This window comes from Streptomyces sp. NPDC048420, from assembly GCF_040651535.1.
Classification (GTDB): Bacteria; Actinomycetota; Actinomycetes; order Streptomycetales; family Streptomycetaceae; genus Streptomyces.
This window is the reverse complement of sequence record NZ_JBEZKG010000003.1, coordinates 69,046-93,072: the sequence shown is the minus strand read 5'-3', so window position 1 is coordinate 93,072 and position 24,027 is coordinate 69,046. Positions and strand designations below refer to the sequence as shown.

22 protein-coding genes and 1 pseudogene are annotated in these 24,027 nt (G+C 67.9%); 6 read left to right on the top strand and 17 right to left on the bottom strand.

Annotated elements, in window-relative coordinates; translation table 11 throughout:
- The first annotated feature begins 28 nt into the window (after nucleotides 1-28).
- Nucleotides 29-397 carry a VOC family protein gene (locus AB0D34_RS05525; RefSeq protein ID WP_362656854.1) on the top strand — a complete coding sequence of 123 codons (369 nt, stop codon included), beginning with the start codon at nucleotides 29-31 and terminating at the stop codon, nucleotides 395-397.
- Nucleotides 398-463: 66 nt separating this feature from the next.
- Here the strand turns inward: AB0D34_RS05525 and AB0D34_RS05520 are convergent, their stop codons facing one another.
- The 5 genes from AB0D34_RS05520 to AB0D34_RS05500 form a co-directional block, all read right to left on the bottom strand.
- Nucleotides 464-1,261 carry an alpha/beta hydrolase gene (locus AB0D34_RS05520; protein WP_362656851.1) on the bottom strand — a complete coding sequence of 266 codons (798 nt, stop codon included), beginning with the start codon at nucleotides 1,259-1,261 and terminating at the stop codon, nucleotides 464-466.
- A gap of 191 nt (nucleotides 1,262-1,452) precedes the next feature.
- A complete protein-coding gene (locus AB0D34_RS05515; RefSeq protein ID WP_362656848.1) occupies nucleotides 1,453-5,595 on the bottom strand; it encodes a caspase family protein in 4,143 nt (1,380 codons plus the stop codon).
- Between the two features lie 11 nt (nucleotides 5,596-5,606).
- Nucleotides 5,607-6,413, bottom strand: coding sequence for an antibiotic ABC transporter ATP-binding protein (locus AB0D34_RS05510; RefSeq protein ID WP_362656845.1), 807 nt, complete (start codon nucleotides 6,411-6,413; stop codon nucleotides 5,607-5,609).
- A 65-nt stretch (nucleotides 6,414-6,478) separates the two neighbouring features.
- Nucleotides 6,479-6,664 (bottom strand): DUF397 domain-containing protein, encoded by a 186-nt coding sequence (locus AB0D34_RS05505; RefSeq protein ID WP_362656842.1) that lies wholly within the window; start codon nucleotides 6,662-6,664, stop codon nucleotides 6,479-6,481.
- Nucleotides 6,664-7,503, bottom strand: a complete 840-nt coding sequence (locus tag AB0D34_RS05500; protein WP_362656839.1) for a helix-turn-helix transcriptional regulator — start codon at nucleotides 7,501-7,503, stop codon at nucleotides 6,664-6,666. Before AB0D34_RS05500 ends, AB0D34_RS05505 begins: the two co-directional genes overlap by 1 nt.
- Before the next feature lie 113 nt (nucleotides 7,504-7,616).
- On the opposite strand from AB0D34_RS05500, the gene AB0D34_RS05495 reads away from it, so the two are divergent.
- A complete protein-coding gene (locus tag AB0D34_RS05495) occupies nucleotides 7,617-8,057 on the top strand; it encodes an ATP-binding protein (protein WP_362656836.1) in 441 nt (146 codons plus the stop codon).
- 56 nt (nucleotides 8,058-8,113) lie between these two features.
- Here the strand turns inward: AB0D34_RS05495 and AB0D34_RS05490 are convergent, their stop codons facing one another.
- A complete protein-coding gene (locus tag AB0D34_RS05490; protein ID WP_362656833.1) occupies nucleotides 8,114-9,079 on the bottom strand; it encodes an alpha/beta hydrolase in 966 nt (321 codons plus the stop codon).
- A 172-nt stretch (nucleotides 9,080-9,251) separates the two neighbouring features.
- On the opposite strand from AB0D34_RS05490, the gene AB0D34_RS05485 reads away from it, so the two are divergent.
- From AB0D34_RS05485 to AB0D34_RS05470, 4 genes and pseudogenes are all read left to right on the top strand, one after another.
- On the top strand, nucleotides 9,252-9,716 hold the full coding sequence (locus tag AB0D34_RS05485; RefSeq protein WP_362656830.1) for a MarR family transcriptional regulator: 465 nt from the start codon (nucleotides 9,252-9,254) through the stop codon (nucleotides 9,714-9,716).
- Nucleotides 9,717-9,808: 92 nt separating this feature from the next.
- A complete protein-coding gene (locus AB0D34_RS05480) occupies nucleotides 9,809-10,396 on the top strand; it encodes a helix-turn-helix domain-containing protein (RefSeq protein WP_362656827.1) in 588 nt (195 codons plus the stop codon).
- Nucleotides 10,393-11,667: an MFS transporter gene (locus AB0D34_RS05475; RefSeq protein ID WP_362656824.1), complete on the top strand. Its 1,275-nt coding sequence runs from the start codon at nucleotides 10,393-10,395 to the stop codon at nucleotides 11,665-11,667. Before AB0D34_RS05480 ends, AB0D34_RS05475 begins: the two co-directional genes overlap by 4 nt.
- Nucleotides 11,658-11,924 (top strand): annotated as a pseudogene (locus AB0D34_RS05470) (MFS transporter); the annotation flags it as partial. The gene AB0D34_RS05475 and the pseudogene AB0D34_RS05470, both read left to right, overlap by 10 nt.
- Before the next feature lie 96 nt (nucleotides 11,925-12,020).
- Here the strand turns inward: AB0D34_RS05470 and AB0D34_RS05465 are convergent.
- From AB0D34_RS05465 to AB0D34_RS05415, 11 genes are all read right to left on the bottom strand, one after another.
- A complete protein-coding gene (locus AB0D34_RS05465; RefSeq protein WP_362656821.1) occupies nucleotides 12,021-12,620 on the bottom strand; it encodes a hypothetical protein in 600 nt (199 codons plus the stop codon).
- Nucleotides 12,617-13,282: a hypothetical protein gene (locus tag AB0D34_RS05460; protein ID WP_362656818.1), complete on the bottom strand. Its 666-nt coding sequence runs from the start codon at nucleotides 13,280-13,282 to the stop codon at nucleotides 12,617-12,619. Before AB0D34_RS05460 ends, AB0D34_RS05465 begins: the two co-directional genes overlap by 4 nt.
- Nucleotides 13,279-14,565 carry a putative T7SS-secreted protein gene (locus tag AB0D34_RS05455; RefSeq protein WP_362656815.1) on the bottom strand — a complete coding sequence of 429 codons (1,287 nt, stop codon included), beginning with the start codon at nucleotides 14,563-14,565 and terminating at the stop codon, nucleotides 13,279-13,281. Before AB0D34_RS05455 ends, AB0D34_RS05460 begins: the two co-directional genes overlap by 4 nt.
- Nucleotides 14,566-14,895: a hypothetical protein gene (locus AB0D34_RS05450; RefSeq protein ID WP_362656812.1), complete on the bottom strand. Its 330-nt coding sequence runs from the start codon at nucleotides 14,893-14,895 to the stop codon at nucleotides 14,566-14,568.
- Between the two features lie 224 nt (nucleotides 14,896-15,119).
- A complete protein-coding gene (locus tag AB0D34_RS05445) occupies nucleotides 15,120-15,920 on the bottom strand; it encodes an ABC-2 family transporter protein (RefSeq protein ID WP_362656809.1) in 801 nt (266 codons plus the stop codon).
- A 5-nt stretch (nucleotides 15,921-15,925) separates the two neighbouring features.
- Complete coding sequence (locus AB0D34_RS05440; RefSeq protein ID WP_362656806.1) at nucleotides 15,926-16,729, bottom strand: ABC-2 family transporter protein; 804 nt, start codon at nucleotides 16,727-16,729, stop codon at nucleotides 15,926-15,928.
- 1 nt (nucleotide 16,730) lies between these two features.
- The gene (locus AB0D34_RS05435) at nucleotides 16,731-17,726 is read right to left on the bottom strand and encodes an ATP-binding cassette domain-containing protein (protein WP_362656803.1); all 996 of its coding nucleotides are present in this window, start codon (nucleotides 17,724-17,726) and stop codon (nucleotides 16,731-16,733) included.
- 157 nt (nucleotides 17,727-17,883) lie between these two features.
- Nucleotides 17,884-20,748, bottom strand: coding sequence for a glycoside hydrolase family 2 TIM barrel-domain containing protein (locus tag AB0D34_RS05430; protein WP_362656800.1), 2,865 nt, complete (start codon nucleotides 20,746-20,748; stop codon nucleotides 17,884-17,886).
- A gap of 25 nt (nucleotides 20,749-20,773) precedes the next feature.
- Complete coding sequence (locus tag AB0D34_RS05425) at nucleotides 20,774-21,643, bottom strand: carbohydrate ABC transporter permease (RefSeq protein WP_362656797.1); 870 nt, start codon at nucleotides 21,641-21,643, stop codon at nucleotides 20,774-20,776.
- Nucleotides 21,640-22,608: a sugar ABC transporter permease gene (locus tag AB0D34_RS05420; protein WP_362656794.1), complete on the bottom strand. Its 969-nt coding sequence runs from the start codon at nucleotides 22,606-22,608 to the stop codon at nucleotides 21,640-21,642. The genes AB0D34_RS05425 and AB0D34_RS05420 overlap by 4 nt, the downstream gene beginning before the upstream one ends.
- Before the next feature lie 20 nt (nucleotides 22,609-22,628).
- Nucleotides 22,629-23,888: a sugar ABC transporter substrate-binding protein gene (locus AB0D34_RS05415; RefSeq protein ID WP_362656791.1), complete on the bottom strand. Its 1,260-nt coding sequence runs from the start codon at nucleotides 23,886-23,888 to the stop codon at nucleotides 22,629-22,631.
- Nucleotides 23,889-24,027 lie beyond the last annotated feature (139 nt).

Below are 24,027 nucleotides of genomic sequence, written 5' to 3'. Positions count from 1 at the left end.
GATCGACCGGGCCTCCGAGAATCCCCCCATGACCTCCAGCATCCGCCACGTGACCATCGACTGCGCCGACGCCTACGCGGTCGCCGACTTCTGGTCCCGGGTCCTCGGCCAACCGCTGCACGAGGACGACGGCGAGGAGGACGAGGAGGTGCTGATCGAGGCCGCGGGGCTGCTCTTCGTCACCGTCCCGGAGGCCAAGACCGTCAAGAACCGCCTCCACTTCGACCTCCAGCCACAGGACCGCACCCGCGACGAGGAGGTCGACCGCCTGCTCGCCCTGGGCGCCTCGATCATCGACGACCAGCGCACGGGTGACGGCATGGGCTGGGTGGTCCTCGCCGACCCGGAGGGCAACGAGTTCTGCGTGGAGCGCAGTGAAGCGGAACGCGAGGACTGAGAGCGCGGGGCGAGGGTTCGGGGCCTGCACCACACTTCGGTCATCACCGAAACGATCCGTGACCTGTCATGACCGTACGTCGGCCCCGAGCAGCGTCCGCGTGAGCTGTTCGGCGAAGCCCGCCGGGTGCTGGAGAATGCCGAGGTGACCGCCGGGGAACTCGACGAGGTCGGTCTGCCGGTCCTTCGCGAGGAACTCAGCGGTGCGGTAGAGGAGTTGGCCGCGGGAGTCGACGCCCGCGCCCAGGGTGAGGTGGACCGATGAGGGTCCTGCCGCGGGGACGTAGGACGTGAAGGGCCCGATGACATGCGCCAGGGAGAGCGCCATCGGGTTCACCAACTCCTCCTCGCGGGACAGCGGTTGACCCGCCGGAAGCACTCCCGCCTCCCGCTCCTCCAGTACGGCGGTCATCAGCGCGCCCGCCACCGCGAGCCCCTGGGCCCGGTAGACGTCACAGACCTCCCCGAACCGGGCCCGCTGCCGCACCCCGTCCGGCAACACCCCCACGCACGGCGGCTCGTGCGCGACGACGTGCCGCAGCCGCTCCGGATGCCGGGCGAGCAGATCGAGCGCGGCGACGGCGCCGGCGCTGGTGCCGAGGACGTACGCCGACTCACCCTCAGGAAGCGTCAGTTCGAGCACGCGCCGCGCCCCGTCGCTCCAGTCCTGGACACGCTGGTCCGCGACGGGTTCGCCGAGGCGGCCATGGGCGAGGCCGAGGGGATCGTAGGTGACGACGGTGAAGTGCGCGCAGAGCACGTCCGTGATCGCGTCGAGGCCCATGGGGTGCCCCGCGCCACCGGGGATCAGCAGCAGGACCCTGCCGTGGCCGGTGACGTCGTAGTGCGGGTGCGGGTCAGTCATGGGCCTTCTCCTCAGGGGGCCAGTTGGTGAGAGCCACGTGCAGGGCGTCGACCGCCCGGTCCCAGGACTTCTGTACGTCCCGGGGCGCGCGAGGGCGTACGCCCGGTAGGCACCGGCGAACGCGGCCAGCGCGTCCTTCCCGGCCCGCCCCGCCACCGCGATGGCGATCCGTGGGCATGGGGGGACGTTACCTAGGTGGCCTGGGTTCTTGGCCAGTGATTTTTGGTTCGGCGGAACAGGGCCATGTCGTTGGCGAAGCAGATGAGGAGGTCGGTGCCGACGGCGGTGGCGGCTGTGGTGGGGAGGGGGAGGGAGATCACCTCGGTGCATTCGCCGGTTTGGAGGTCCCATATGCGGGCGGTGGCGTCTTCGGCGGCGGTCAGGAGGTGGGGGTGGTCGTCGAGGGTCAGAGGGCTGACCGTCTTCACCTCGCCCGTGTGTCCGGAGAGGAGATGGGTGCGGTTGCGTGACTGGAGATCCCACAGATGTACGGTCGATCGGTGGCTGACGACAGCGTGGGGGCGGTCGTTCAGCGTGACCACGCAGACCGATCGAGCCCTGGTGCCCTGCTCCGTCAGGGTCGCCGCGCATTCCGCGGTCCGGAGATCCCAGAGGCGCAGGGCACCCCGATGGTCGCCGGTGAGGGCGTAGAGGTCATCGTTGATGCGGACACTGGATATTGCCTGGATCGCCCCGTTGTGTCTGATGAGGAACCGTTGTTCGCCTGTGTGGAGGTCCCACAGATAGAGCGCGTTCACGCTGCCTGCGAGGGCATGTGGGCGGCCGTCCATCTCCAACGCATCCACCGACTGGATGTAGGGATACGCCTTGTCAGCGGCCAGGGTGCGCTTGCACTCACCGGTTTGGAGATCCCACAAGCGGACGAAGCGGTTTTCTGCGGTCAGAGCATGAGGGCGACCGTCGATGGTGAAGCTGTCGATACCTCGTACGGCTTGCAAGTCCTGCGAGAGTACGCGAACGCAGTCGCCCGAGGAAACATCCCAGAGCCTGGTGGAGTGATCGAGGCTCACGGTGACGGCGTGAGGTCGGTTGCTCAGACTGGTGGCGGCCACCCCGACCACCCAGTTCGTGTGCCAGGGAGAAGTCGTGGTGGCGTGGCTGCCGTCCAAGGACCACAGTCGGACCGACTCGTCGACGGACGCCGTGAGCGCGTGGGGCTGGCCGTTGACGGTGACACCGCAGACCACCTGGATGTAGTCGGTGTGTCCGGCAAGCGTCTGTGCGCAGACGCCACTTTCGAGGTCCCACAGTCGCACGGTCTCGTCGCCCCCGACGCTGAGGACGTGTGGTCGGCCATTGATGGTGAGGGTGTCGACGCCGGCTACTTCGTGCGTGTGCCCAACGAAGGAGCGTACACATGCTCCGGTCTGGAGATCCCAAAGGCGCATGGTGCCTGTGGCGTCGCCGGCGAGGACATGGGGGCGATCGTCGATGAAGATGCCATGCACCACTGACACCTCGTGCTTCTGCTCGCCAAAGATGCGGACACATGTGCCATCCAGAAGGTCCCACAGTCGGATGGACTCGTCACTGCTGCCAGTGAGGGCATGGGGCCGGCCTTCGAAGGTGACGGCGGCGACGCTGGTGATCATCCCGGTGTGCCCGAGGAGGGTGCGCACGTGCTCCCCTGACACGAGATCCCACACCTGCACGGAGGCATCCTCGCCTTCGTCGCTTGTGAGCGCGTGTGGCCGGTCATCTATCACGACTCCGCAGATTTCCATGACCAAGGTCGCCGGACCGTCGATGGAGTACGCGCATTCTCCGGTGAGTAGGTCCCACAGCTGGAGGCCCTGGTTGACGATGAGGGCATGTGGGCGGTCGTCGACCATGAGCTTGTGCAGGATCTCCGGACGGTCTTCCCCGCCACCGAAAGCGCGGACGCATTCACCGGTCCGGAGATCCCACTGGCGAAGGGCGCAGGATTCGTTCCCGCCGGTCACTGCGTAGTCGTGGCCGTCGGCGGTGAAGCTGAGAACGTGTGGGGCGTCCAGGTCGTACGCGAGCGTCCTGCGATGCGCGGGGTGCACCAGGCCGCCCGTGGCCCAGGCAACCTTCCAAGAGCGTCCTTGGGACAGCTGCTCGGCGAGGTCGGGCCGACGGTATCGAGCGGCGTCGATGGAGAGGATGTCGCGCCGCGCTCGTGCGCTCGCCGTCGACAGGAGATGCGCCGAGGTCCGGTAGACCGCCGCGAATTTCTCGGCGTCCGGACCGGTGGCGACATCCAGTGCCCGCAGCAAGGTGACTGGATCCGCGTGCACCACGTACTCGGTGTCCGTGAGCAATCCGTCGAGGATGCCTCCCGCGACGGCGTGACTCGCCAGATGTGTGAGGACGTACGGATGAACCGACGCCCAGTCTCGTTCTCCGGTGGCGGGATGACGGGGCACCAGCGTGCTCAACTCACCTGCGATGGCCCGCTGATGGTCCACGGACGAGCTCGGTACCCGCAGGTACTCCGCCATCGTCTCGTGGTACAGCCGGAACACCGACGCCCCGTCGCTCTCCTCCTCCGTGATGTACGACCCCGCGATCTCGAACAGCCACTCCAGGTCGTCGTTGCTGCACGGCGTCCCGGACAACGCCTCCGCCAGTGGTGCCCAGATCGTCGACCACGGCAGTCCGGCGCCCTGGGCATATGCGAGCGGTCGCAACAGCCGTACAACTCGCTGCCGTTGGGCTCCGAAGCGTTCCAGATAGTCCGCGAAGGCCTGCTTGGCATCGCTGGGAAGGGAGAGCTCCCAGCCGTCCTCGCTCGTGTCGACGACCTGCTGCCGATGGACGAGAGCGCGGGCGTTCATACGGGCTACAAGGAAAGACCGGCCAGCCTGCGCGGCGATGCCGAGAGCGACTTCGTTGGCCAGGTCCGGTGCGTGGCGGTAGGGCGAGCGGCTGTCAGGGTCGTGGGCGTCGAGCAGCAGGGCACGGGCATAGTCGGTCACCGCCTCTCGCGCGTGTTCGTCCGTGTCCAGGTCCAGGACGTCCACGGCCTGCCCCAGCGCGGGGATCAGGTCGCGTCGCGTCCCGACGATCAACCGCACCGCCGACATCGCCGACAGCGGCTGGAGCAACTCCCGTGCGATACGGCGGCCTTCGGTCTGGTCTCCGGCCGTCCCGGCTTCGTCGAGCGAGTCGATCACGATGACGACCTCGTCCGTGCGCGATCCCAACTCCTTGAGCAGTTGCGTCAGATCGGTGTCCGGCAAGGAGACCGCCGCACCCAGATCCCGCACCAGATCCGTTCCGCTGGCCCGTCGTGCCCACAGCCTTACGATCTCCAGCCCCGCCGGCGGCAGCCAGGCAGCCTCCGTGGCCGTGCTCCGGGCCAGGTGCTGAGGGTCGGACAGGTCCAGAAGGCGCCCCAGTACGGCCGACTTGCCCGACCCCGGATCACCGGTGACCACGCGGGCCTTGCGGTCGTGCGGTCCCCGGAGCCAGTCGGACAGCGAGCCGAGAACGGACGTACGCCCGGTGAAGTAGTCACCGCGCTCACCGGCGTGCTCCAACCCCTTGCCCCGAGGCCCGTAATGACCCTCGTGACGCTTGCGCAACTGTGCCAACACGGCCAGATCCAGGCCGTTCTGGTCAGCCGTCGGGATGTACAGGACGTTGTCGAAGAAGGGGTCCTGCCCCGCACTGTCGATCACGGAGTGACTCGCGTGCTGGTGTGGGGAGTCCAGGTGTTCGTTGACGCGCGCGGTGACCTCGCGGACGCTCAAGTAGCGTTGGGACGGCCCGGTTCGGGGCGTCGCCAGCACCTGCGTCAAGGCATCGACGAACTTGTTCTCCTTCGCCGTCTCCTTGCCCCGCGCAGCAGCGATCATCGCCCGCTGTGCGCTCCCGCGCCGCGTGTGCGTGAGCTGTGTCGCCAAAGTGGCCACGCTCTCCGTACCGGCGCTCGCGAAGCACGTGTCCAGGATGACCAGCAGATGGCCCACCTGGCTCCGTACCAGCGGCTTCGCCAGGTCGTCGCTGCGTACGGCCGTGGACCAGCGGCCCGGCCGGTGGTTCGAGCAGAGCAGGAAGTGCTCGTGGCCCTCCTTGCGGCCGTGGCCCGCGAAGTACACCACCACCGTGTCCTCGGGTCCCAACTCCGTCTCGTACGCCCACTCGTCGAGCCCCTCGGCCAGCTCGGTGTGCGACGGATTCACGGACAGGTCCGGCAACACCCGTACGTATCCCATCGGTTCGAGCAGCCCCGCCACCCGCTCCGCGTCGGCCGCCGCGCCCGGCAGGGGCGTGATGCTGGAGTCCCTGTACGTACTCACCCCCACGGAGACGAGAAAACGCCGCCCCGTGCCCGTGTCCGTCATACCCGTCCCCGTTACGCCAGTCCCTCGGCGACCGCCCGCCCGGTCTTCTTCGCGAGCAGGTAGCGGGTCAGGCTGTGCGGCGCCGACCCGTTGTCCAGGGAATCATCCACCACCCCGCCGAAACGCGGGGCGAGTTCATCCACAACGGCGACCAGGTCACCGGGGTCCGTGAGGTTCGTCCAGCGAGTGATGTTGCCGGGCCAGGCCCCCTTGCCGTCCCGAGGCAGTGGGCTGAGCCGGTTGAAGATGAGCGACAGGCCCAACGGGGAACCGACCGTCACAAAGTCCGTCACCGGCCATTCCGCATGCTCGCACAGGGCCTCGTACGCCACCACCGAACCGAGGGAGTGGGCCACGACCACCCGCGTGTCCGGGCCGATCTCGGCGGCCACTCTCGCCCGTGCCGCCTGCCAGACAGCCGGTTCGTTCATGTAGCGCCGCACCTGCTTGAGGGCCAACACCATCATGCGGTCCGAGTAGCTGCCGAAGAACCGGGACCCGGACAGCGCGTCCAGCGCGGCGCGGACCCGGTCGGTCAGAAGCCCGGCCCTACCGGGGATCGCCCGGGCACCCACCGGGTCCGGCGGTTCGACCTCGGGATCCAGCTGAACCCCAGCCTGCCACCAGGCCTCCAGCAACTCCGCCTCGAAGCCCTCGTCCACGTCGTACTCGTCCCACGGCGGCACGTCCGACGACCGTGTGCCCTCCTCGAAGAACACGTCGCCGTAGAACGCGCACGCCACGTCGTCCTCGTCCAGCCGCAACCCCGACCCGAGCCGCACACCGTCCCGCAGCGCCGGCCCGACGTCCTTGCCCATCAAGGCCGGTCCCGACCACTGGTGCCCGATGCCGTGTACTACGACTACACGCGCCACGATCGCCGTCAGCCTCGCGCGGCAAAGTCCACGAAGTCCGTCCATACGGTGGGTGAGAGGGCGAGCTGTGGGCCGTGGGTGTTCTTGGAGTCGCGGACGTGGATGGTGGTGGGGCAGGTGGCGACCTCGACGCAGTCACCCGAGCTGTCGCCGCTGTAGCTGCTCTTGAACCAGGACAGTTCAGTCGTGCTCATCATGCTCCTCGCATCCGCTCCAGCAGGCTCCGGGAGTCCTCCGGGGTCAGGGCCTGTGAGCGAAGTTTCGCATAGCGCATGTGGAGCATGCTGATCGTTTGCGGCTTGACGATGAACTGGCTGCTCTCCTGGCCCTCCAGGTAGGCGAACCACTCGTTCTCCGGTGTCTCCAACAGCTGGATCGGACCGTTCAGCCCAGGGTGGTAACCGCGCGAGCTCGGCATCACCTGGAACTCCACGTTGCGGGGCGCAGTGGCCTCCAACAGGTGCTCGATCTGCTCGCGTCGGGCTTCCTCCCCACCCGTCGGCCGCAGGAGCACATGCTCCTCGACGATGAAGCTGAACGACGTGTTTGGTCGCTCACTCAGCAGTGACTGGCGCTCCAACCTGGCCGTGACCAGGGCCTCGATCTCCGAGTCCGTCAGCACCGGCACCCGCTCCCTGAACAGCGTCCGCGCATACCCCTCCGTCTGCAACAGCCCCGGAACCAGCCGGTTCTCGAACGTGTACAGACTGATCGCGATCTCCTCCAGCTCCGCCCACTGCCGGAACCACGAGGCCAGCCCCTTCTCCCGGGTCGCGTGCTTGTACACCCCCTTCAGCACCCCGAACGCGTCCAGGACCTCCTCCGCCCGGTCCACGTACTTGCGTTGGGGGAAGCGGCGGCCCTGCTCGATGGACCCGACGGTCGACGGCTGGTAGCCGACCATGGGTGCGTACTCCTCCTGGGTGTACCCCGCGCGTTTGCGGAAGGCCTTGTGTGCCTCGCCGAACGCCTTCAGGCTGTCGGACGGTTCGGGCTCGGCGGGGCTCTCGATGCTCACGGCACTGTCGCTCATGCGAGAAATGGTCACGGACCGTGACGCGTCCTGTCCACTCCGTAACTCGTACAACCCGAAGCGTACGAGTTTCGTGCCTGGCCGACTGCCGTTCCTCCCGGGACGGTTGGGGCATGCACGCAGACACCGAGGTCCAACCCGCGGCCACCGTAAGCACGTTCACCCAGCTCTTCGCCTGCACCCCGTCCGGCGCCCGGCGGGCCCGCCGCCTCGTCGCCGCCCGGATGGACCTCTGGGGCCACCCGCGGGGTACCGGTCCGAACGAGGATGTCGCACTGGTGGTCGCCGAGTTGGCCGCGAACGCCGTACGGCACGGCCGGGTGCGCGGGCGTGGGTTCCGGGTACGGCTGGTGCTGCGCGAGGACCGGGTGCGGGTGGAGGTCATGGACGCGCGCGGGGAACGCCTGCCGGTGCCCGCGCACGAGCCCGACGAGGGCGGGCGTGGGCTGCTGCTGGTCGACGCGCTGTCGGAGGAGTGGGGCGTGGAGCCCCGGCCGGACGGGGTGTACAAGACGGTCTGGGCGGAGGTCCGCGTGGGTGCCGCCCCCGGGTGATCCATGCACTCCGGGGCCCCGGAGAGGCGAATTCCAGAGGCCCTGGACAGCGTGCTTCAGGCCGTCGCGAACGCCGTCCGCAGGGTGCTGATCGCCTGGGCGATGGCGGCCTCCGCGGCATGTGTCTCCCGCAGCGCGTTGAGCATCACGAAGTCGTGGATGATCCCCTGGTAGCGGACCGCGGTGACCGGGACGCCGGCCTCGCGCAGCTTGTTCGCGTACGCCTCGCCCTCGTCCCGCAGCACGTCGGCCTCGGCGGTGATCACCAGGGCCGGGGGCAGGTCGCGCAGCTGGTCGACGGAGGCGCGCAGCGGGCTCGCGGTGATCTCGGCGCGCTGCTTCTCGTCGGTCGTGTACTGGTCCCAGAACCACTGCATGGCGTCCCGGCGCAGGAAGTACCCCTCGGCGAACTGCTGGTAGGAACCGGTGTCGAAACTCGCGTCGGTGACCGGGTAGAAGAGGACCTGCTGGACGAGCGGGACGTCACCGCGCTCCTTGGCCATCAGGGTCAGGGCGGCGGTCATGTTGCCGCCGACGGAGTCCCCGGCCACGGCGATCCGCGTGGCGTCCAGGCCCTTGGCGGCGCCCTGCTCCACGACCCACTTCGCCACCGTGTAGTTCTGCTCGACGGCGACCGGGTAGCGGGCCTCGGGCGAGAGGTCGTACTCGGGGAAGACGACCGCGGCACCGGTGCCGACGGCGAGCTCGCGGACCAGCCGGTCGTGGGTGTGGGCGTTGCCGAAGACCCAGCCCGCGCCGTGGATGTAGATCACCACGGGGAGGGGGCCGGTGGCGCCGGCCGGGCGGACGATCCGGGCCCGGACACTGCCCGTGGGGCCGCCCGCGACGGTCACCCACTCCTCGTCCACGGTGGGCTTGGCGATGTCGCCCGACTGCACCTCGTCGACGGCCTTACGGCCTTCGACGGGCCCCAGGTCGAAGAGGTACGGCGGGTTCGCGGTGGCCTCGGCGAAGGCCTGGGCGGCGGGCTCCAGAACGGGGCGGGGGCTGCTGTCGGTCATGGTGATCTCCTCCGATCGGGTGCCGCGGGCACCCCCAGTCTCTGGGTTCGGCCGAGCGGCGGCATGTCCAGAATAGTAGCGCGCTATTTAGTCGTGCGCAACTAATTAGGGCTCGATAGAATCGAGTGGACTCGAACGGATACGCTGGAGACCCAGGGAAGGGAGTCGTTCCGTGAGTACATCCACCGGTGAGCGGGCCGAGAGGGCCGAGGCGTCCCTGCTCCTGGACGATCAGCTCTGCTTTGCCCTCTACGCGGCGTCCAGGGCGGTCACCGCGCGCTACCGCCCACTCCTGGACGAGCTCGGGCTGACCTATCCCCAGTACCTGGTCATGCTGGCCCTCTGGGAACAGGACTCGATCTCCGTACGCGATCTGGGTACGGCCCTCCAGCTGGAGTCCAGCACCCTGTCACCGCTGCTCAAGCGCCTGGAGGCGGCCGGCCTGCTGCGCCGCGAACGCCGCCCGGGCGACGAGCGCTCGATCGCCATCCGCCTGACGGACGCAGGGGCGGCCCTTCGGGAGCGGGCGCGCGACGTACCGCCCGCGATCGGGGACGCGATGGGTCTCACACCCGAACAGGACGCCCTGACAAAGCAGTTGCTCCGCCTGATCGCCGAAAACGTGGGCACGGCCTGACCGTTTGTGCCCACCGGCCGACGGTGGGCATCAACAGGCCATTCAGATCTGAGAGTTGACTCTCACGTTTTGTGAGAGGACACTCTCACGTCATGGATCCCGGAAACCGTCTCGGCGACATGGAGATCACCGACCCGAAGGCCATGCGGGCGCTCGCGCATCCCGTACGGCTCGCCGTCCTGGAGCGGCTCCAGCGGTACGGACCCGCCACCGCCACCGAACTCTCGCCGCATGTCGGAGCCACTCCCTCCGTGGCCAGCTGGCATCTGCGGCACCTGGCGGGGTTCGGGCTGGTGCGGGACGCCGTCGAGGGCGGCACGGACCGGCGGGAACGGCGGTGGGAGGCGGTGGCCCGGGGATGGCGTCTCCAGGTGCCGGAGGACGAGGACGGCACCTCGGCCGCGCGGGCGCTGTCCTGGGAGATGTTCGCGCGGGCCGCGGAACTGCCAGAGCGCTGGGCGACGGAGACCGAACCCGCCCTCGAACCGGCCTGGCGCAGGCTCTCCGGCCTCGCCAACACCCGTATCACGGTGACCGCGGAGGAACTCGCCGCGATCGAGGACGCGATGGAGGCCGTCCTCGCTCCCTATGTCACGCGGGAGTGGACACCGTCGGACGGCCGGGGTGTACGGCTGCTCCGGTACGTGCTGCCGGAGTCGGCGGACGGCGCCGACGCGTGACCTCCCTGTGGCGCGACCGGCGCTTCGTCCGGTACTGGGCCAGCAGCGCCGTCTCGCAGTTCGGCGACCGGGTCTCCGAAGTGGCCGTACCCCTCATCGCGGTCACCGTCCTGGACGCCTCCGCCGGTCAGGTCGCCGCCCTGACGGCGCTCGCCTGGGCGCCGAACCTGCTCGCGCTGGTGCTGGGCGCCTGGGTCGACGGGCGGGCGCGGAAGCGGCGGCTGCTGATCGTCATGGACCTCGTACGGGCGGGCGTGCTGCTCTCCCTGCCCGTCGCCCACCTGTGGGGCGCCGTCACGCTCTGGCAGCTGTATGTGGTGGTGCTGCTCGGCGGTCTCGCGGGAGTGACGGCCGGCTGTGCCTGGCCGCCGCTGTTCGCGCGGATCGTGCCGCGAGCTTCGTACGTCGATGCCAACAGCAAGTTCAGCGCGGCCCGTTCGGCGTCCTTCGTGGCCGGTCCCGCGGCCGGCGGCGGGCTCGTCCAGGTGCTGGGCGCGCCGGTCGCCGTGGTCGCCGATGCCCTGTCCTTCCTGGTGTCCGCGCTGCTGCTGGGCAGGGCCCCGGTCGACGAGCCCGAGCCGGCGGCCCGTTCCGGCGCCGTGATTCCCGCGCTGCTGCGCGACGCTCGGGACGGACTGCGCTACGTCCTGCGGGACCCGGTGCTGCGAGCGAGCCTGGGCTGTAGCACCACCGTCAACTTCTTCACCTTCCTTGCGGGCACCGGGATGGTCGTGCTCTTCGCCGACCGTGAGCTCCAACTCTCCCCGGGCGCCATCGGATTGACGCTCGGCATCGGGGCGAGCGGCTCCCTCGTCGGCGCGCTCACGGCGCCCTGGCTGTCCCGACGGATCGGTGTGGGGCGGTGTGTCACCGTCGGGGCCGTACTGTTCCCGGCCCCCTTCGCCTTGGCCGCGGTCGCCGGCGGACCGGAGTGGGCCGGTGTCCTTCTCCTGGGCGGCGCCTATTTCCTGGTGGGCCTCGGGGTGATGTGGTTCGACGTGCCCCTCAACTCTCTGCAGACCGCGATCACTCCGGACTCCCTGCGCAGCCGCGTCGCGGGCGCCTACAGCACCGTCAACTACGGGATACGCCCTCTCGGCGCACTCGTCGGAGGAGCGCTCGCCACGACCGTGGGGCTCAGGGCGACCCTCGTCACGGTCGCGGTCGGCGGAGTGCTGTCGGTGCTGTGGCTGCTGCCCTCGCCGATACCGGGCATCCGCTCCCTGGACCATGACCTGACCCCCGCCGAACCAGCCGCTGTGCGGCGGTAATTCCGCTCTTCCTCGCGGGCGGTGGCATGGCGGGCACCTGCTCCATGTCCTTCCGCCAGGAGATCACCCCCGAACCCCTCCTTGGCCGCGTCACCTCGGCCTTCTGGACCCTCCACTACGCGGCGGCCCCGATCGGCGCGGCAGCCCTGACCTGGGCGGCGGAAGAACAGGGCACGGCCCCCGTGGGCCTGGTGGCGGGCGCTTGCTGCGTACTTGTCGCGGTCGCCGCCCTGTTCACTCCGATCCGGCGCGCCTGAGAGGACGCTTGCTGCGCAAGATCCCGCCGCCCGAAAGGCGCACGGTTCGTCCATCAGTCTCCGGTCCGCACGTAACCGGGCGCCGGATCCCGGGCCCTATCTCACCCGGTTCGCGAGACGGGCCCGCTTCGCCTTCGCGACGCGCTCGGGGTCCGCCTGCTCCCGTTCCGGGGCGAACTTGTCCCAGTCCTGCGGTCGTACCACCAGCAGGGTGTCGCTGCCGGGTACGACGACCACCCCTCCGAACGGCAGATCCCCCGCGAACCAGACACCGTCTTCACCACCCTGGGGCCAGCGATGACGCTCCAAGGCGTCAACCGCCCTCATGAGCGGGGACCTGCCCCGCTCGTCGGCCTTGACCCGCACAGTGAAAACCGTGCCGTACTTGGTCCGACTCTCGCTCTTCTTCGACATGCCTGTGCGGAACTCGAGGGGGTATTCCTTCAACACCCTCCCGCATCTGCGCAGCGAGAGAAAAGCGAACGGAAACCTGTAGGCCATCAGGACAAATCCCAGGACCCCCGCCACACTCAGCACCGCCAGAACCGGCGAGTCCCATGTCCCGGTCTGCGCCAGGACTACCGGTGTCGCGCACAGCGTCCCGAAGATGACGAGACGTAGAAGAATTCCCCTGAACAGGAGGGAATAATTGCGCTTCAGTAGCCGGTTCACTTCCACGGCATTGGGTGGATTCATCCGAAGGGGCTCCTCACCTGCGCAGCAGAGCTGCCGCCTCTGCTCTCCGTCTCCGCGAGCGATGGGTCAGTGAATGTGAGCGTGGATGCGAAGCCAAGCAGCACATTGCGGTAGTCGTCCACGAAGTCAACTTCGGACGTGACCAGTTGCAACATGACGATCTCCGACGAGGCCACAGCGGGCACGGCCACGGTGCCCTGCCAGACGTTCCCTTCCGGGGGGTCATCACCCCCGTCCGAGGGTTTGCCTGGGGCTGTCGTGGTGCGCTCCTCCTCGAAGAGGAATCCCGTACCGCACGGCAGTTCAAGCGGTTGAATGTGTTTGTCCGGTGTTTCGTCGGCTGATTTCACCAGGGAGGCGATGACCAACTTCGGATCGACTCCGGATGCGGACATGGTCGCTACGGTGATGACGGAGGAAAGGATCCCGCCACTACCGTCGGGGTGCAATCCGATTGCGCATCCCTGCACATGCTGCTGATTAAGCAGCAGGAGGGCACCCGCATAGAATCGAAACACCTGATCGGCCTTCCCTCGCAGCTCCGTAGGCAGACCGATTACTTGCTCCGCGAGCAGCTCGAAACGCTCGGACGAGGGATCCAGGTCAAGTTGCAGGTAGCCTCGCGGAATTCCGTACCAGAAGACGGGCATCGTCGGTGTCATGCGAGCCCCACAAGCCCGGCGATCCCGTGCAGAGTTGCAGCCGCCTTAGTGGTTTCGGCGGTGTTGTGCCCGGCACCGTCATCGGGAAGCCAGCCGAAGGTCTCTGCGGAAGAGGCCAGATTTGCGGTCACGTTGACGGAGTTCATGCCGAAGTCGGCGATCCGCTTCACTTGGGCCGCCCCGCCTGCCGCGGCGTCGGCCACAGCCGCAGCAAGATCGTCTGTGTGGCTCCTCGAGAAGGCAGGCACGATGTCCTTGGCGAACTCGGTCACCTTTGCGCCGGTCGAGACGGTCTCACCGAACCCTTCAGCCATCCTCGCGGCTTCAGCCACCTCTTTCCCGGCCTTACCCAGGGCGCCGACACCTGGCACCATCCCCAGGGTGTCACCGGCGAGGGAGCCGTAGGCCGAGAAAGTGTCCATGTTCCATCCGAACTTGTCACCCCACAAAGCCGATCTGAACTCCGGGTCCGCGAGGTTGTGCGTCATGGAGACCATGCTCGCTACCAGTGCGATGCCTGCGAACACGGGAGACCAGGGGCCGGGGATGAGTGCCAGAAGGCCGGCAATGGCCCCAATGGTGCCGGCGTGGTCATAGAGGAACTGGCCGACGGCCTTGATCGCTTCCCAGATGCCGTTGACAGCTTTGCTGAGCCAGCCCGGCTCCTGCGGCGCCAACTTGTCGGTGGCGTCGTCGAGCGACTTGGCGACCCAGTCCGCCTGGTCCGTGTGTGAGTGCTCCAGCTGCTCCGCCTTGCGGATGACATCGCTGTATGCGTCGTTCGCACTGTTGAGCGCAGTTGTCGCTTCATTGAGGCTGCGCTCGGCGGCTCGGAGCCGCTGCTCCGCCGCGTCGGCCTCCGCCTGGGTGGGGAACTGCTGGTTCGCGAGCTTGAGATCCGGGTGTTCCTTGGCCTGGCCGTAATGTTCCTTGGCTTTGGCTGCGGCGGCTTTCCGCTCGCCGGCCTCCTCGTCGTATTTCCGCGCCAAGTCGCGGTTGGACGTCAGATCCTCGTCCCAAATCTTCAGCTGTGCGGCTGCCTTTTCCAAGGAGCGTGCGGCGTTTTTGACGTAGATCGACAGATCTCCATCAAGCGCGTCACGGAAGCTCTTTGCCGCGTCCCCTTGCCAGTAGCTGCTCTCACCGCTCAACCTCTGGAGTTGGTTGTGGCAGTTACGCAGAGAGGTCGCCGCGTGCGAGACTTTCTGCTGCAGAGCATGAACTTCGCCAGGGACTCCAGGAACCGGGTTCCAGCCGAGGCTGCGGTACGGATTCGTCGCCATTTACTTGGCTCCTCCGTAACCGCTGCCTGTCGAGGCCTTCCCGATGTCTTTGAAGGCCTTGTTTAGTGCTTCCTCGACCTCTTCGTATGCCTTCTTGTTGGCCTTGACGCCCTCACTGATGGCGTCAATCATCTTCTTGGTCTGCTCGGCTCCGTACTTCCAGCGTTCCTGGAAGCCGTCACACGATTCATCGAGACGCTGCGTTCCGATTTGGTCGGCGCGGACATGGGCCAACGCAGTCCGTGCCTCGTTGAGCTCCTGAACACATCCCTCAAGCGTCCTGATGAACGTCTGCAGTTGGTCTAGATCTGTTGTGAACTGCTCCCCCATGAACTCTTTCCCTACGGTAAAGCTGGTAGATCTGATGCCAATTCGGGTGCGCCCCGGCATCCGGCGCGTCTCCGAGACCCCCATCACCCTACCGACTCCTGGCCAGGGGCTGTCACCTCCCGGCCGAATCCGGGAGCTCTGGTGTGGGGGTGTTGTTCGGGTGGACCTCGGTTTCATCACGCTGTCTTCACTGGCAGCTAAAGGCGTAGTGAGGCCGGGTGAAGTCACCCGTTCACCCCCGAATACCGCCGCAGACTCCATCCCCACAGCACCCGCGCCCCCAGATACGCCACCACCCCCAGCAGCGGTGACGCCGCCGCCAGCCAGTACGGGGCGCCGGTGTCGTGGCCGTGGCCGGTCAGGACTGCCGCCGGGAAGTAGGCGACGAAGGCGAGGGGGAGGCCGTAGGTGAGGAGGGCGCCCACCGCGCTGGGGAGGACGTTGAGGGGGTAGCTGCCGAAGGTGCCGAGGAGTTCCTCCAGCCAGCGGCTCCAGTAGTCGGCGGCCGGGAAGCGCAGGGCCGCGCAGGTGATCGCGGTGAAGAGGGCCGCCTCCAGGAACATGCCGCCGATGATCGCCGCGACCAGGTAGGAGATCCGGCCCGGTGTCCAGTCCAGCTGGCTGCGGCTCAGCGCGCCCACCATCAGGCCGACCGCGACCGTCAGGTCGCCGATCGCGTTCGTGGGGAAGAACGCCAGCTGGAGCTGGCGGTACACCGGCATCGGGCGGGTCAGGTAGACGTCGATCTTCCCTTCCTGGATCTGCCGGCCCGCACCGTGCACCCGGCCCAGGAGCATGACGAACAGCCCGTGCGCGAGCATCCTCGTCGCCGGGATCAGCAGGACCTCCGAGCTGTCCCAGCCGCCCATCCCGGTGAACCGGGTCAGCAGCACCGTGGCGAACACGATCACCGAGACCTGCCAGATTGCGCCGATCGCGATCATCAGCAGGAACTCGGTCCGGTACTCCAGCTGCGCACGGAAGTTGAGACGCGTGATGCGCCACGCGATCCGGACGGCGTTCATCGGCCTCAGCCTCCTTGGGAGATGACGCGGCGGGCGGCCCGCCGCCACAGGAAACGGGTGAACAGGGTGAGCGCCACGACCCAGAACGCCTGGATCGCCAGCTGCGGGACGGCGTCCGACAACGGAATGCGTCCGATGTAGATCGACAGCGGCACGCTCAACGTCGCCTGGAACGGCAGGAATCCGCTCAGCGTGATGAACCAGTCCGGGAAGAACCACAGCGGCGCGTACACACCCGACAGCAGGTTCTGCGCGAAGATCAGGATCAGCATCGCCGCGGTGTTGCGCACCGTCCAGAAGCACAACTGGTCCAGCATCAGCATCACGTAGTAGAGCACCCACTGGCCGAGGAGGAGGCTCAGCGTGAACACCCCTGCCACGGCTGCCGACCTGGGCGGATCCAGCACGCCCGCCGCGAGACAGACCAGGTAGCCGCCGAGCGCCCACGCGAAGCCGTACAACTGCTCACCGATGGCGCGCAGGGCGTGGTAGCGCTGGGGCGGCAGCGGGCGCAGGTACCAGTAGACGATCGTGCCGAAGTGCATGTGCTGCAGCACGGTGTCCCGGCCCGCGTACTGGTCCAACTCCCGTAGCCGGGAGGCGAGTACGGCCAGGACGGCATACGTGACCGCCTGGCCCTCGGAGAGGCCCGCGGTGGTGCCGGTGTGGGAGTACAGGCCGTGCCACAGGGAGGCCACCAGGACCACCTGGACGGCGAGACGGACCAGGACGGCCGTCATCCGGGGCGGTGCGTGCAGCTCGCCGAGCGGGGTGACGCGGGCGGCGCGCCAGGCGTGCAGGACGGCCATCTCAGACCGCCTCGGCATGCACGTAGGCCGCCCGCATCACGTCTTCGAGGTCGGCCTCGTCGATGGCGACGCCCGTCACCTCGTACCGTTCGATGACCGCCTTCAGCGCCTGGTGCACGGTGGGGGAGTCCGGTCCCTCCGGCCCGAAGACCACCTGCGGCCCGTCCTTCTTCAGTACGGCGATCCCGGGCAGCGCCACGACCTCGGTGTGCGCGTCGGCCAGCGTCGCCCGGACCTGCCAGGTGGAGCCGAACTTGCGGCGGATCTCGTCGAGGCTGCCGTCCAGGACGAGCCTGCCGTGGTTGATGAGGACGACCCGCTCGGCGAGCCGCTCGACCTCGGTCATGTCGTGCGTGGTCAGCAGGACCGTACGGCCGCGCTCCTCGACCTGGTGGCGCAGGAACTCCCGCACCTGTTCCTTGACCACCACGTCCATGCCGATGGTCGGCTCGTCGAGGAAGACGACCGGCGGGTCGTGCAGCAGGGCCGCGGCCAGGTCGCAGCGCACCCGTTGGCCGAGGGAGAGGTGACGGACCCGGGTGTCCCAGAACGTGGAGAGCTCCAGGATGTCGTCGAACTCCCCGAGCCGTGCCGCGTGTTCGGCTTTGGGCACCTCGTAGATGTCCCTGAGGATCGAGAACGACTCCCGTACCGGCAGGTCCCACCACAACTGGGTGCGCTGCCCGAACACCGCGCCGATGTTACGGGCGTTGCGTTCGCGATCCTCGTACGGCACCACGCCCGCCACCCGGGCCTCGCCGGAGGTGGGTGTGAGGATGCCGGTGAGCACCTTGATGGTGGTGGACTTGCCGGCGCCGTTCGGCCCGAGCAGGGCGAGGAGCTCGCCGGGCGCCACGTCGAAGGTGATGTCCGAGACGGCGTGCTTGGCGACCCGCTCCGGGTTGACCAGGGAGCGCAGGGTGCCGGCGAGGCCGGGGCGGCGGACGGTGGTGTGGAAGGTGCGGGACAGGCCGCGAACCTCGATGCTTCCGGGCACTCTGTGAACTCCCTTGTGCTGAACAAGAGTTGCGGCCGGTCGGCTTGGAGGGCCGACCGGCCGCGGGTACACCATGACCGTTGCAGAATCCCGATCACACTGGCAATGGATTAATCCACCTGTGCATTGGACTAATCGATCACCGAGGACCGACCGATCACAGGGCGAGCACCGAGAACACGAACGAGAACTCCGCCGGCTCCGCCCGCAGGTGGTACTGCGGCAGCGGGCCCGGACCGCAGGACTGCGAGCCGACTCCGTGGTGGCCGTGGTCCAGGTTCACCCACACCGTGTCACCGGCCCGCAGATCCGTCAGATGCTTCGCCGCGTCCAGCTGCTCCGTCGTCCAGCGCCGGGCCGTGAAGGAGAACTCCGGGTCGCCCTCGATCCTGAGACCGCCGAGCTCCACCCAGCGGACGTCGGCGCGCGCGCCGTTCTCCTGCGGGCGCAGATACGGCGTCTGCAGCGCGTCCACGGTCGAGTCCCAGCGCCCGACCATCGAGGCCTTGTGGGTGTCCGGGTAGGCCTCACCGGGACCGCCGCCGAACCACCGCACCTGGTCGGCCTCGGACAACCCGAGCCGGATGCCCAGCCGGGGCAGCGGCACGGTCCACTGGCCCTCGGGGTCGACGGACACCGTCAGGCGGAGCCGCGAGCCGTCCGAGGTCCAGCGGTAGACCACGCCAAGGCCCACCTCGCGGGCCGCGGGCGATACCCGGGTCCGGACGGTCAGTGCCTCCTCGCCGACCTCCACGGACGCCAGCCGGTGCCGCATCCGGTGCAGGCCCAGCGTGCGCCACAGCCCGCTGTACTGGATGCCGGAGTTCCACTCCGTGCCCTCGTCGTTGTCGGTCGTCGCCCGCCACACGTCCAGACGCGGGCTCTCGACGGCGACCCCGCCGATCTCCTTCAGCGCACCGGTACGCGCGTCGAAGGAGGCCGGACCGAGGGTGATCAGCTTCTCGCCGCGCACGGGCCGGTCGGTGGGCGCCACGGAAGGACGTACCGGCGAGGAAGCGGGGACCTGCCCCCACGCGACGACATGGTCCTTCGGTCCCCAGGCCGTGTCGGCCGCCAGCAGCGCCCGCACGGTCCACTGCGCCTCCGCGCCCTCGTGGGCGGGGGGCTCCGGCAGCTTCAGGTCCGCCGACTCGCCGGGCGCCAGGGCCGGCACCGACAGCGTGCCCGCCTCGACCGTCTCGCCGTCGACCTCGTACGACCACTCGAAGGCGAGCCCGGACAGGTCCGCGAAGTCGTACTTGTTGGTGACGCGTACGGTGCCGTCGGCGCCCTCGATGCGGACGGGCTCGATGACCTTCTTGTACTCCAGGAGCCCGGGGGAGGGCGTGCGGTCCGGGAAGATCAGGCCGTCGCAGACGAAGTTGCCGTCGTGCAGTTCCTCGCCGAAGTCGCCGCCGTAGGCGTAGCCCAGCTCAGGGTGCTTGACGCCGTGGTCGATCCACTCCCAGATGAAGCCGCCCTGGAGACGGTCGTACTTCTCGAAGAGGTCCTGGTAGTCGGCGATGCCGCCGGGGCCGTTGCCCATGGCGTGGCCGTACTCGCACTGGATGAACGGCAGCTCACGGCGGCCCAGCGTGCCACCGTCCAGCCGCTTGCCGATCTGCTCGACCTCGTCGTGGAAGGCGTACATCCGCGAGTACACGTCGGTGTCCCGGCAGTTCCAGTCGCCCTCGTAGTGGACGAGCCGCTCGGGGTCCCGGCCGTGGATCCATTCGGCCATCGCGGTCAGCCCGCGGCCGGTGCCGGCCTCGTTGCCCAGCGACCAGAAGACGATCGAGGGGTGGTTCTTGTCCCGCTCGACCATGCGGGCCGCGCGGTCCAGGAGGGCCGGGGTCCAGCGGTCGTCGTCGACGGGGTTGTCCCGCCAGTCCTGCTCGGTGAAACCGTGGGTCTCCAGGTCGCACTCGTCGATGACCCACAGGCCGTACTCGTCGCACAGGTCCAGGAAGGCCGGGTGCGGCGGGTAGTGCGAGGTGCGGACGGCGTTGATGTTGTGCCGCTTCATCAGCAGCACGTCCTCGCGCATGGTCTCCAGGTCGAGCGTGCGGCCCGTCTCCGGGTGCCACTCGTGCCGGTTGACGCCCTTGAACAGGATCGCCTTGCCGTTGACCTTGATGAGACCGTCTTCCAGGACGACCGTACGGAAGCCGATCCTGAGCGGGACCCGCTCGCCCTCGGTGACCAGCTCGCCGTCGTACAGCCGGGGGCTCTCGGCGCTCCACGGGGCCACCAGGGCGGTCACGGACTCACCGGTGGCGACATCGATGTCGAGGGCGGGCACGAGCACCCGTCCGTCGACGTCGGAGTCGACACGCAGGGTGCCCTCGCCGGTGAGGTGGTCGTAGGAGGCGTGCACGAAGAAGTCCAGGACGCTGCCCGCCGGGCGGTGCAGCAGGGTCACCTCACGGAAGATGCCCGGCAGCCACCACTGGTCCTGGTCCTCCAGGTAGGAGCCGGCCGACCACTGGTGCACACGGACCGCGAGGACGTTGCCCTTCGGCTTCAGCAGATGGCCCACGGCGAACTCGTGCGCGAGCCGGGAGCCCTTGAACTCGCCGATGTCCGTGCCGTTGAGCCAGACCCGGGCGCAGGACTCGACGCCGTCGAACCGGATGACCGCGCCCCCGTCCGAGGGCCAGTCCTCCGGCAGGTCGAAGACACGCAGGTGGTCGCCGGTCGGGTTCTCGGTGGGGACGTGCGGCGGGTCCACCGGGAAGGGATAGAGGTGGTTGGTGTAGATCGGCAGCCCGAAGGCGCCGTCACCCTGGAGGACCCAGTGCCCGGGGACCGTGACCTCGGCCCAGCCGGCGGCGTCGTATCCCTCCTCGGCGAAGGAGTCGTCCTCGGCGTCGGCGGTCGCCGACAGCCGGAAGCGCCAGGTGCCGTCGAGGGGCAGGGCCTTCGCGTCGGAGGACGCGTACCAGGCGCGGGGCGGGAGGGCCCCGCTGCCCGGGGACACGTCCTCGACGTAGTCGAAAGCGCTGGTCGTGCGGAAAGACATCGGTCTCCAGGTCCTGAGAGAGGTGTCAGCCCTTGATGCCGGTCTGCGCGATTCCCTGGACCAGCCAGCGCTGGAGGAAGAGGAACACGAACACCAGGGGCAGGATGGAAATGGCGGTGGCCATGAAGATCAGGTGGAAGTTCACGGTCTGGTTGGTCATGAAGGAGGACAGGGCGACCTGGACGGTCCAGGAGCTCGGGTCCTGGCCGATGACCAACGGCCACAGGAAGGCGTTCCAGCCGCTGATGAACGTGATCGTGGCCATCGCCGCGAAGAAGTTCAGCGAGTTGGGCACCACGATCCGCCAGTATGCGCCCCAGTATCCGAGTCCGTCCACGCGAGCCGCCTCCTCCAGCTCCTTCGGGAACCCGAGGAAGTACTGCCGGAACAGGAAGCAGGTGAAGCCGCTGAACAGGCCGGGGATGATCAGACCGCGGTAGGTGTCGATCCAGCCGAGGGACGAGACCAGCACGAAGCTGGGCACGAAGGTGACGGCGGAGGGGACCATCAGGGTCGCGAGGACGACGTAGAAGACCTTGTTGGCGTGCTTGTAGGGGATCCGGGCGAGGCCGTAGCCGGCCAGGGAGCAGATCAGCAGGGTGCCGATGGTCATGGAGACGGCGATCACCGTCGAGTTCCACATGGAGCGGGCGAAGTCCACCGTCGGGTCGTTGAACAGCTCGCTGATGTTGCCCCACTGGAAGGAGGGGAGCAGCTTCCAGTTCTCGCCGGTGATCTCCGGGTCCGTGGAGAGGGAGTTGCGGAGGATCAGGTAGAAGGGGAGCAGGAAGAGCAGGGCGGCGACGCTGACGGCGAGGTACAGGCCCGTGTTGCCGAGGACGCCTCCGCGCTTCTTGCGGCCTTCCTTGCCCACCTGAGGTGCGGTGGTGGTCACTTGGAGTCCTCCCCCCTTCCGAAGCCCATGAACTTGCCCTGGAGGAGCGTGACGGCGCAGATCAGCACCGTGAGGATGACGGCGCCCGCGCTGCCGGCGCCGTAGTCCTGGTTCTCGCCGAGGGCCGTCTTGTACAGGACCATGAGCGGGGTCTGACCCCAGGTGGCCTTGGTCGTGATGATGTTGAAGAACTCGTCGAACGCCTGGTAGGCGGCGACGAGCAGCAGCAGGATCACCGCAGTGGAGGTGGCGCGCAGCTGGGGAAGCGTGATGTACCGGAAGGTCTGCCAGCCGGGCTTGGCGCCGTCGATCGCGGCCGCCTCGTACAGCTCCGCAGGGATGTTCTGCAGCGCGGCCAGGAACAGGATCATGTAGAAGCCGGCCTGCAGCCACAGGCGTACGGTCACGATGACCAGCCAGTACCAGGGCGGGTTCGGGTCGGACAGGTAGGCGATGTTGTCGACGCCGAACCAGCCGAGCACCGTGTTCATCAGACCGAAGCGGACACCGGTGAAGATGGACATCTTCCAGATCAGCGCGGCGGCGACGTAGGACACGGCGGTCGGCAGGAAGAACACCGACCGGAAGAACGCCCGCATGAACCGCAGCCGGTGCACCAGCATCGCCAGGCCCAGGGACAGCGCCCAGGTGAGGGGCACGATGAGCGCCGCGAACACCGTGAACGTCACCAGGGAACCGGTGAAGTTGGAGTTCGTCAGCATGCTCTCGTAGTTGTCGAAGCCGACGAACTTGCTCGGCGTGACGGTGAAGCGCGCGTCGAAGAAGCTGAGCCAGATGCTCCAGAAGATCGGCACGAAGACGAAGATCGCCAGGCCGATGAGGAAAGGCCCGGTGAAGAGCCAGAAGTTGAAGGTCGGGTTGCCCCGCAGGCCCCGCCGCGGCCGGGCCTGGGGGGCCTTGGCCGGGGCGGGCTGGGTGACCCCGCGCGTGGTGGTGGTCGACATGTCGTGGATGCTCCGTCGGCCTAACCGAAGAGCTTCTTGAGCTCGGCGTTGACCTTCTTCTCCGCGGTGGCCAGCGCGGCGTTCGGGTCGCCGTTCTTACGGACGCTGTTGGCGAACGCGTCGGTCACGGCGGTGATCATCGCCTGGGTCCAGCCGATGTTGTCGAAGTGCCCGAACTCGTTGAAGAGCTTGACGCCCTCGGCCGGCAGACCCGTCTTGAGCTTGGTGGCGGACTGCGCGATGGAGGTGCGCGGCGGGATGTGGAAGCCGTACGAGGTGGCCCAGTCCTCCTGGTACTCCTTCTGGTCGATCCACAGCCACTTCACGTACTCCTTGGCCGCGTCGACGTTCTTGCCCTTGGCGTTGACGAACATCGACCATCCGCCGTTGTAGACCGACTGCTTGCCGTTGTCGCCGACCTTGGGGAAGGGGAAGACACCGAGGTCGTCGCCGAGCGCCTTCTGCATGGCGGGCATCGCCCACATGCCGCAGAACTGGATGGCGCACAGGCCCTGGTTGATCGCGGACGGGTCCCAGTAGTCGGCCGGGGCGTCGAGGAGCAGGTTGCCGCTGGTGAACAGCTGGCGGAGCTGCTTCATGCCGGCGACGACCGCGTCCGTGTGGAAGGCGGGCTTGTTGTCGGGGGTGAGGGTGTCGGCACCGGCCGACCAGATGAGCGGGTTGATGGCCGGGGTGAGGTCGTTGCCGAGGAAGAGGCCCTTGACCTTGTTGGTCGTGAGCTTCTCCGCCGCCTCGAGCAGCTCGTCGAGGGTGGTCGGCACGTCGACCTTGGCCGCCTCCAGCATCGACTTCCGGTAGAAGAAGAACTGCGGGTCGTCGATCATGCGGACGCCGTATATCTTCCCGTCCACCGTGTGCGACTTGATGTCGGCCGGATTGAAGTCGTCCTTGACCGGGGCGATGATGTCGGTCAGGTCCGCGACCTGGCCGCTCTTGACCATCTGGATCTGCGGGTGGAACTCGAAGACGTCGGGCGCGTTCTTGGTGAGCAGGGATGCGAAGAGCTTCGCCTCGAAGTTGTTGCCCGTGATCCAGTTGGTGGTCACGTTGGCCTTCTTGTACGCCTTCGCGTACCGCTTGATGGCCTGCTCCGTGCCCGCCTCGCCGTAAGCGTGGAAGAACTGGACGAGCCCGTCGCCCGATCCGCCGCTCCGGCCCGTGTTGCTGCCGCACGCGGCCAGCCCGCCGGCGGCGGCCAGGCCCATCGCGGCTCGCAGAACGTTTCGACGGTCCCAGTTGTTGCTGCTCATTGCCGACATGCTGACGTCCTTGTCTCGAATACGGCTGCGGCTCTGCGCCATGGCTCTGCGGCTCAGTGCCAGGTGGCTCAAATGGTCCTGCGGTGCGGGACGTTAACCTTCGGCTAAGCCTTCGGCAAGGGGTTGGACGAAGTCTGCT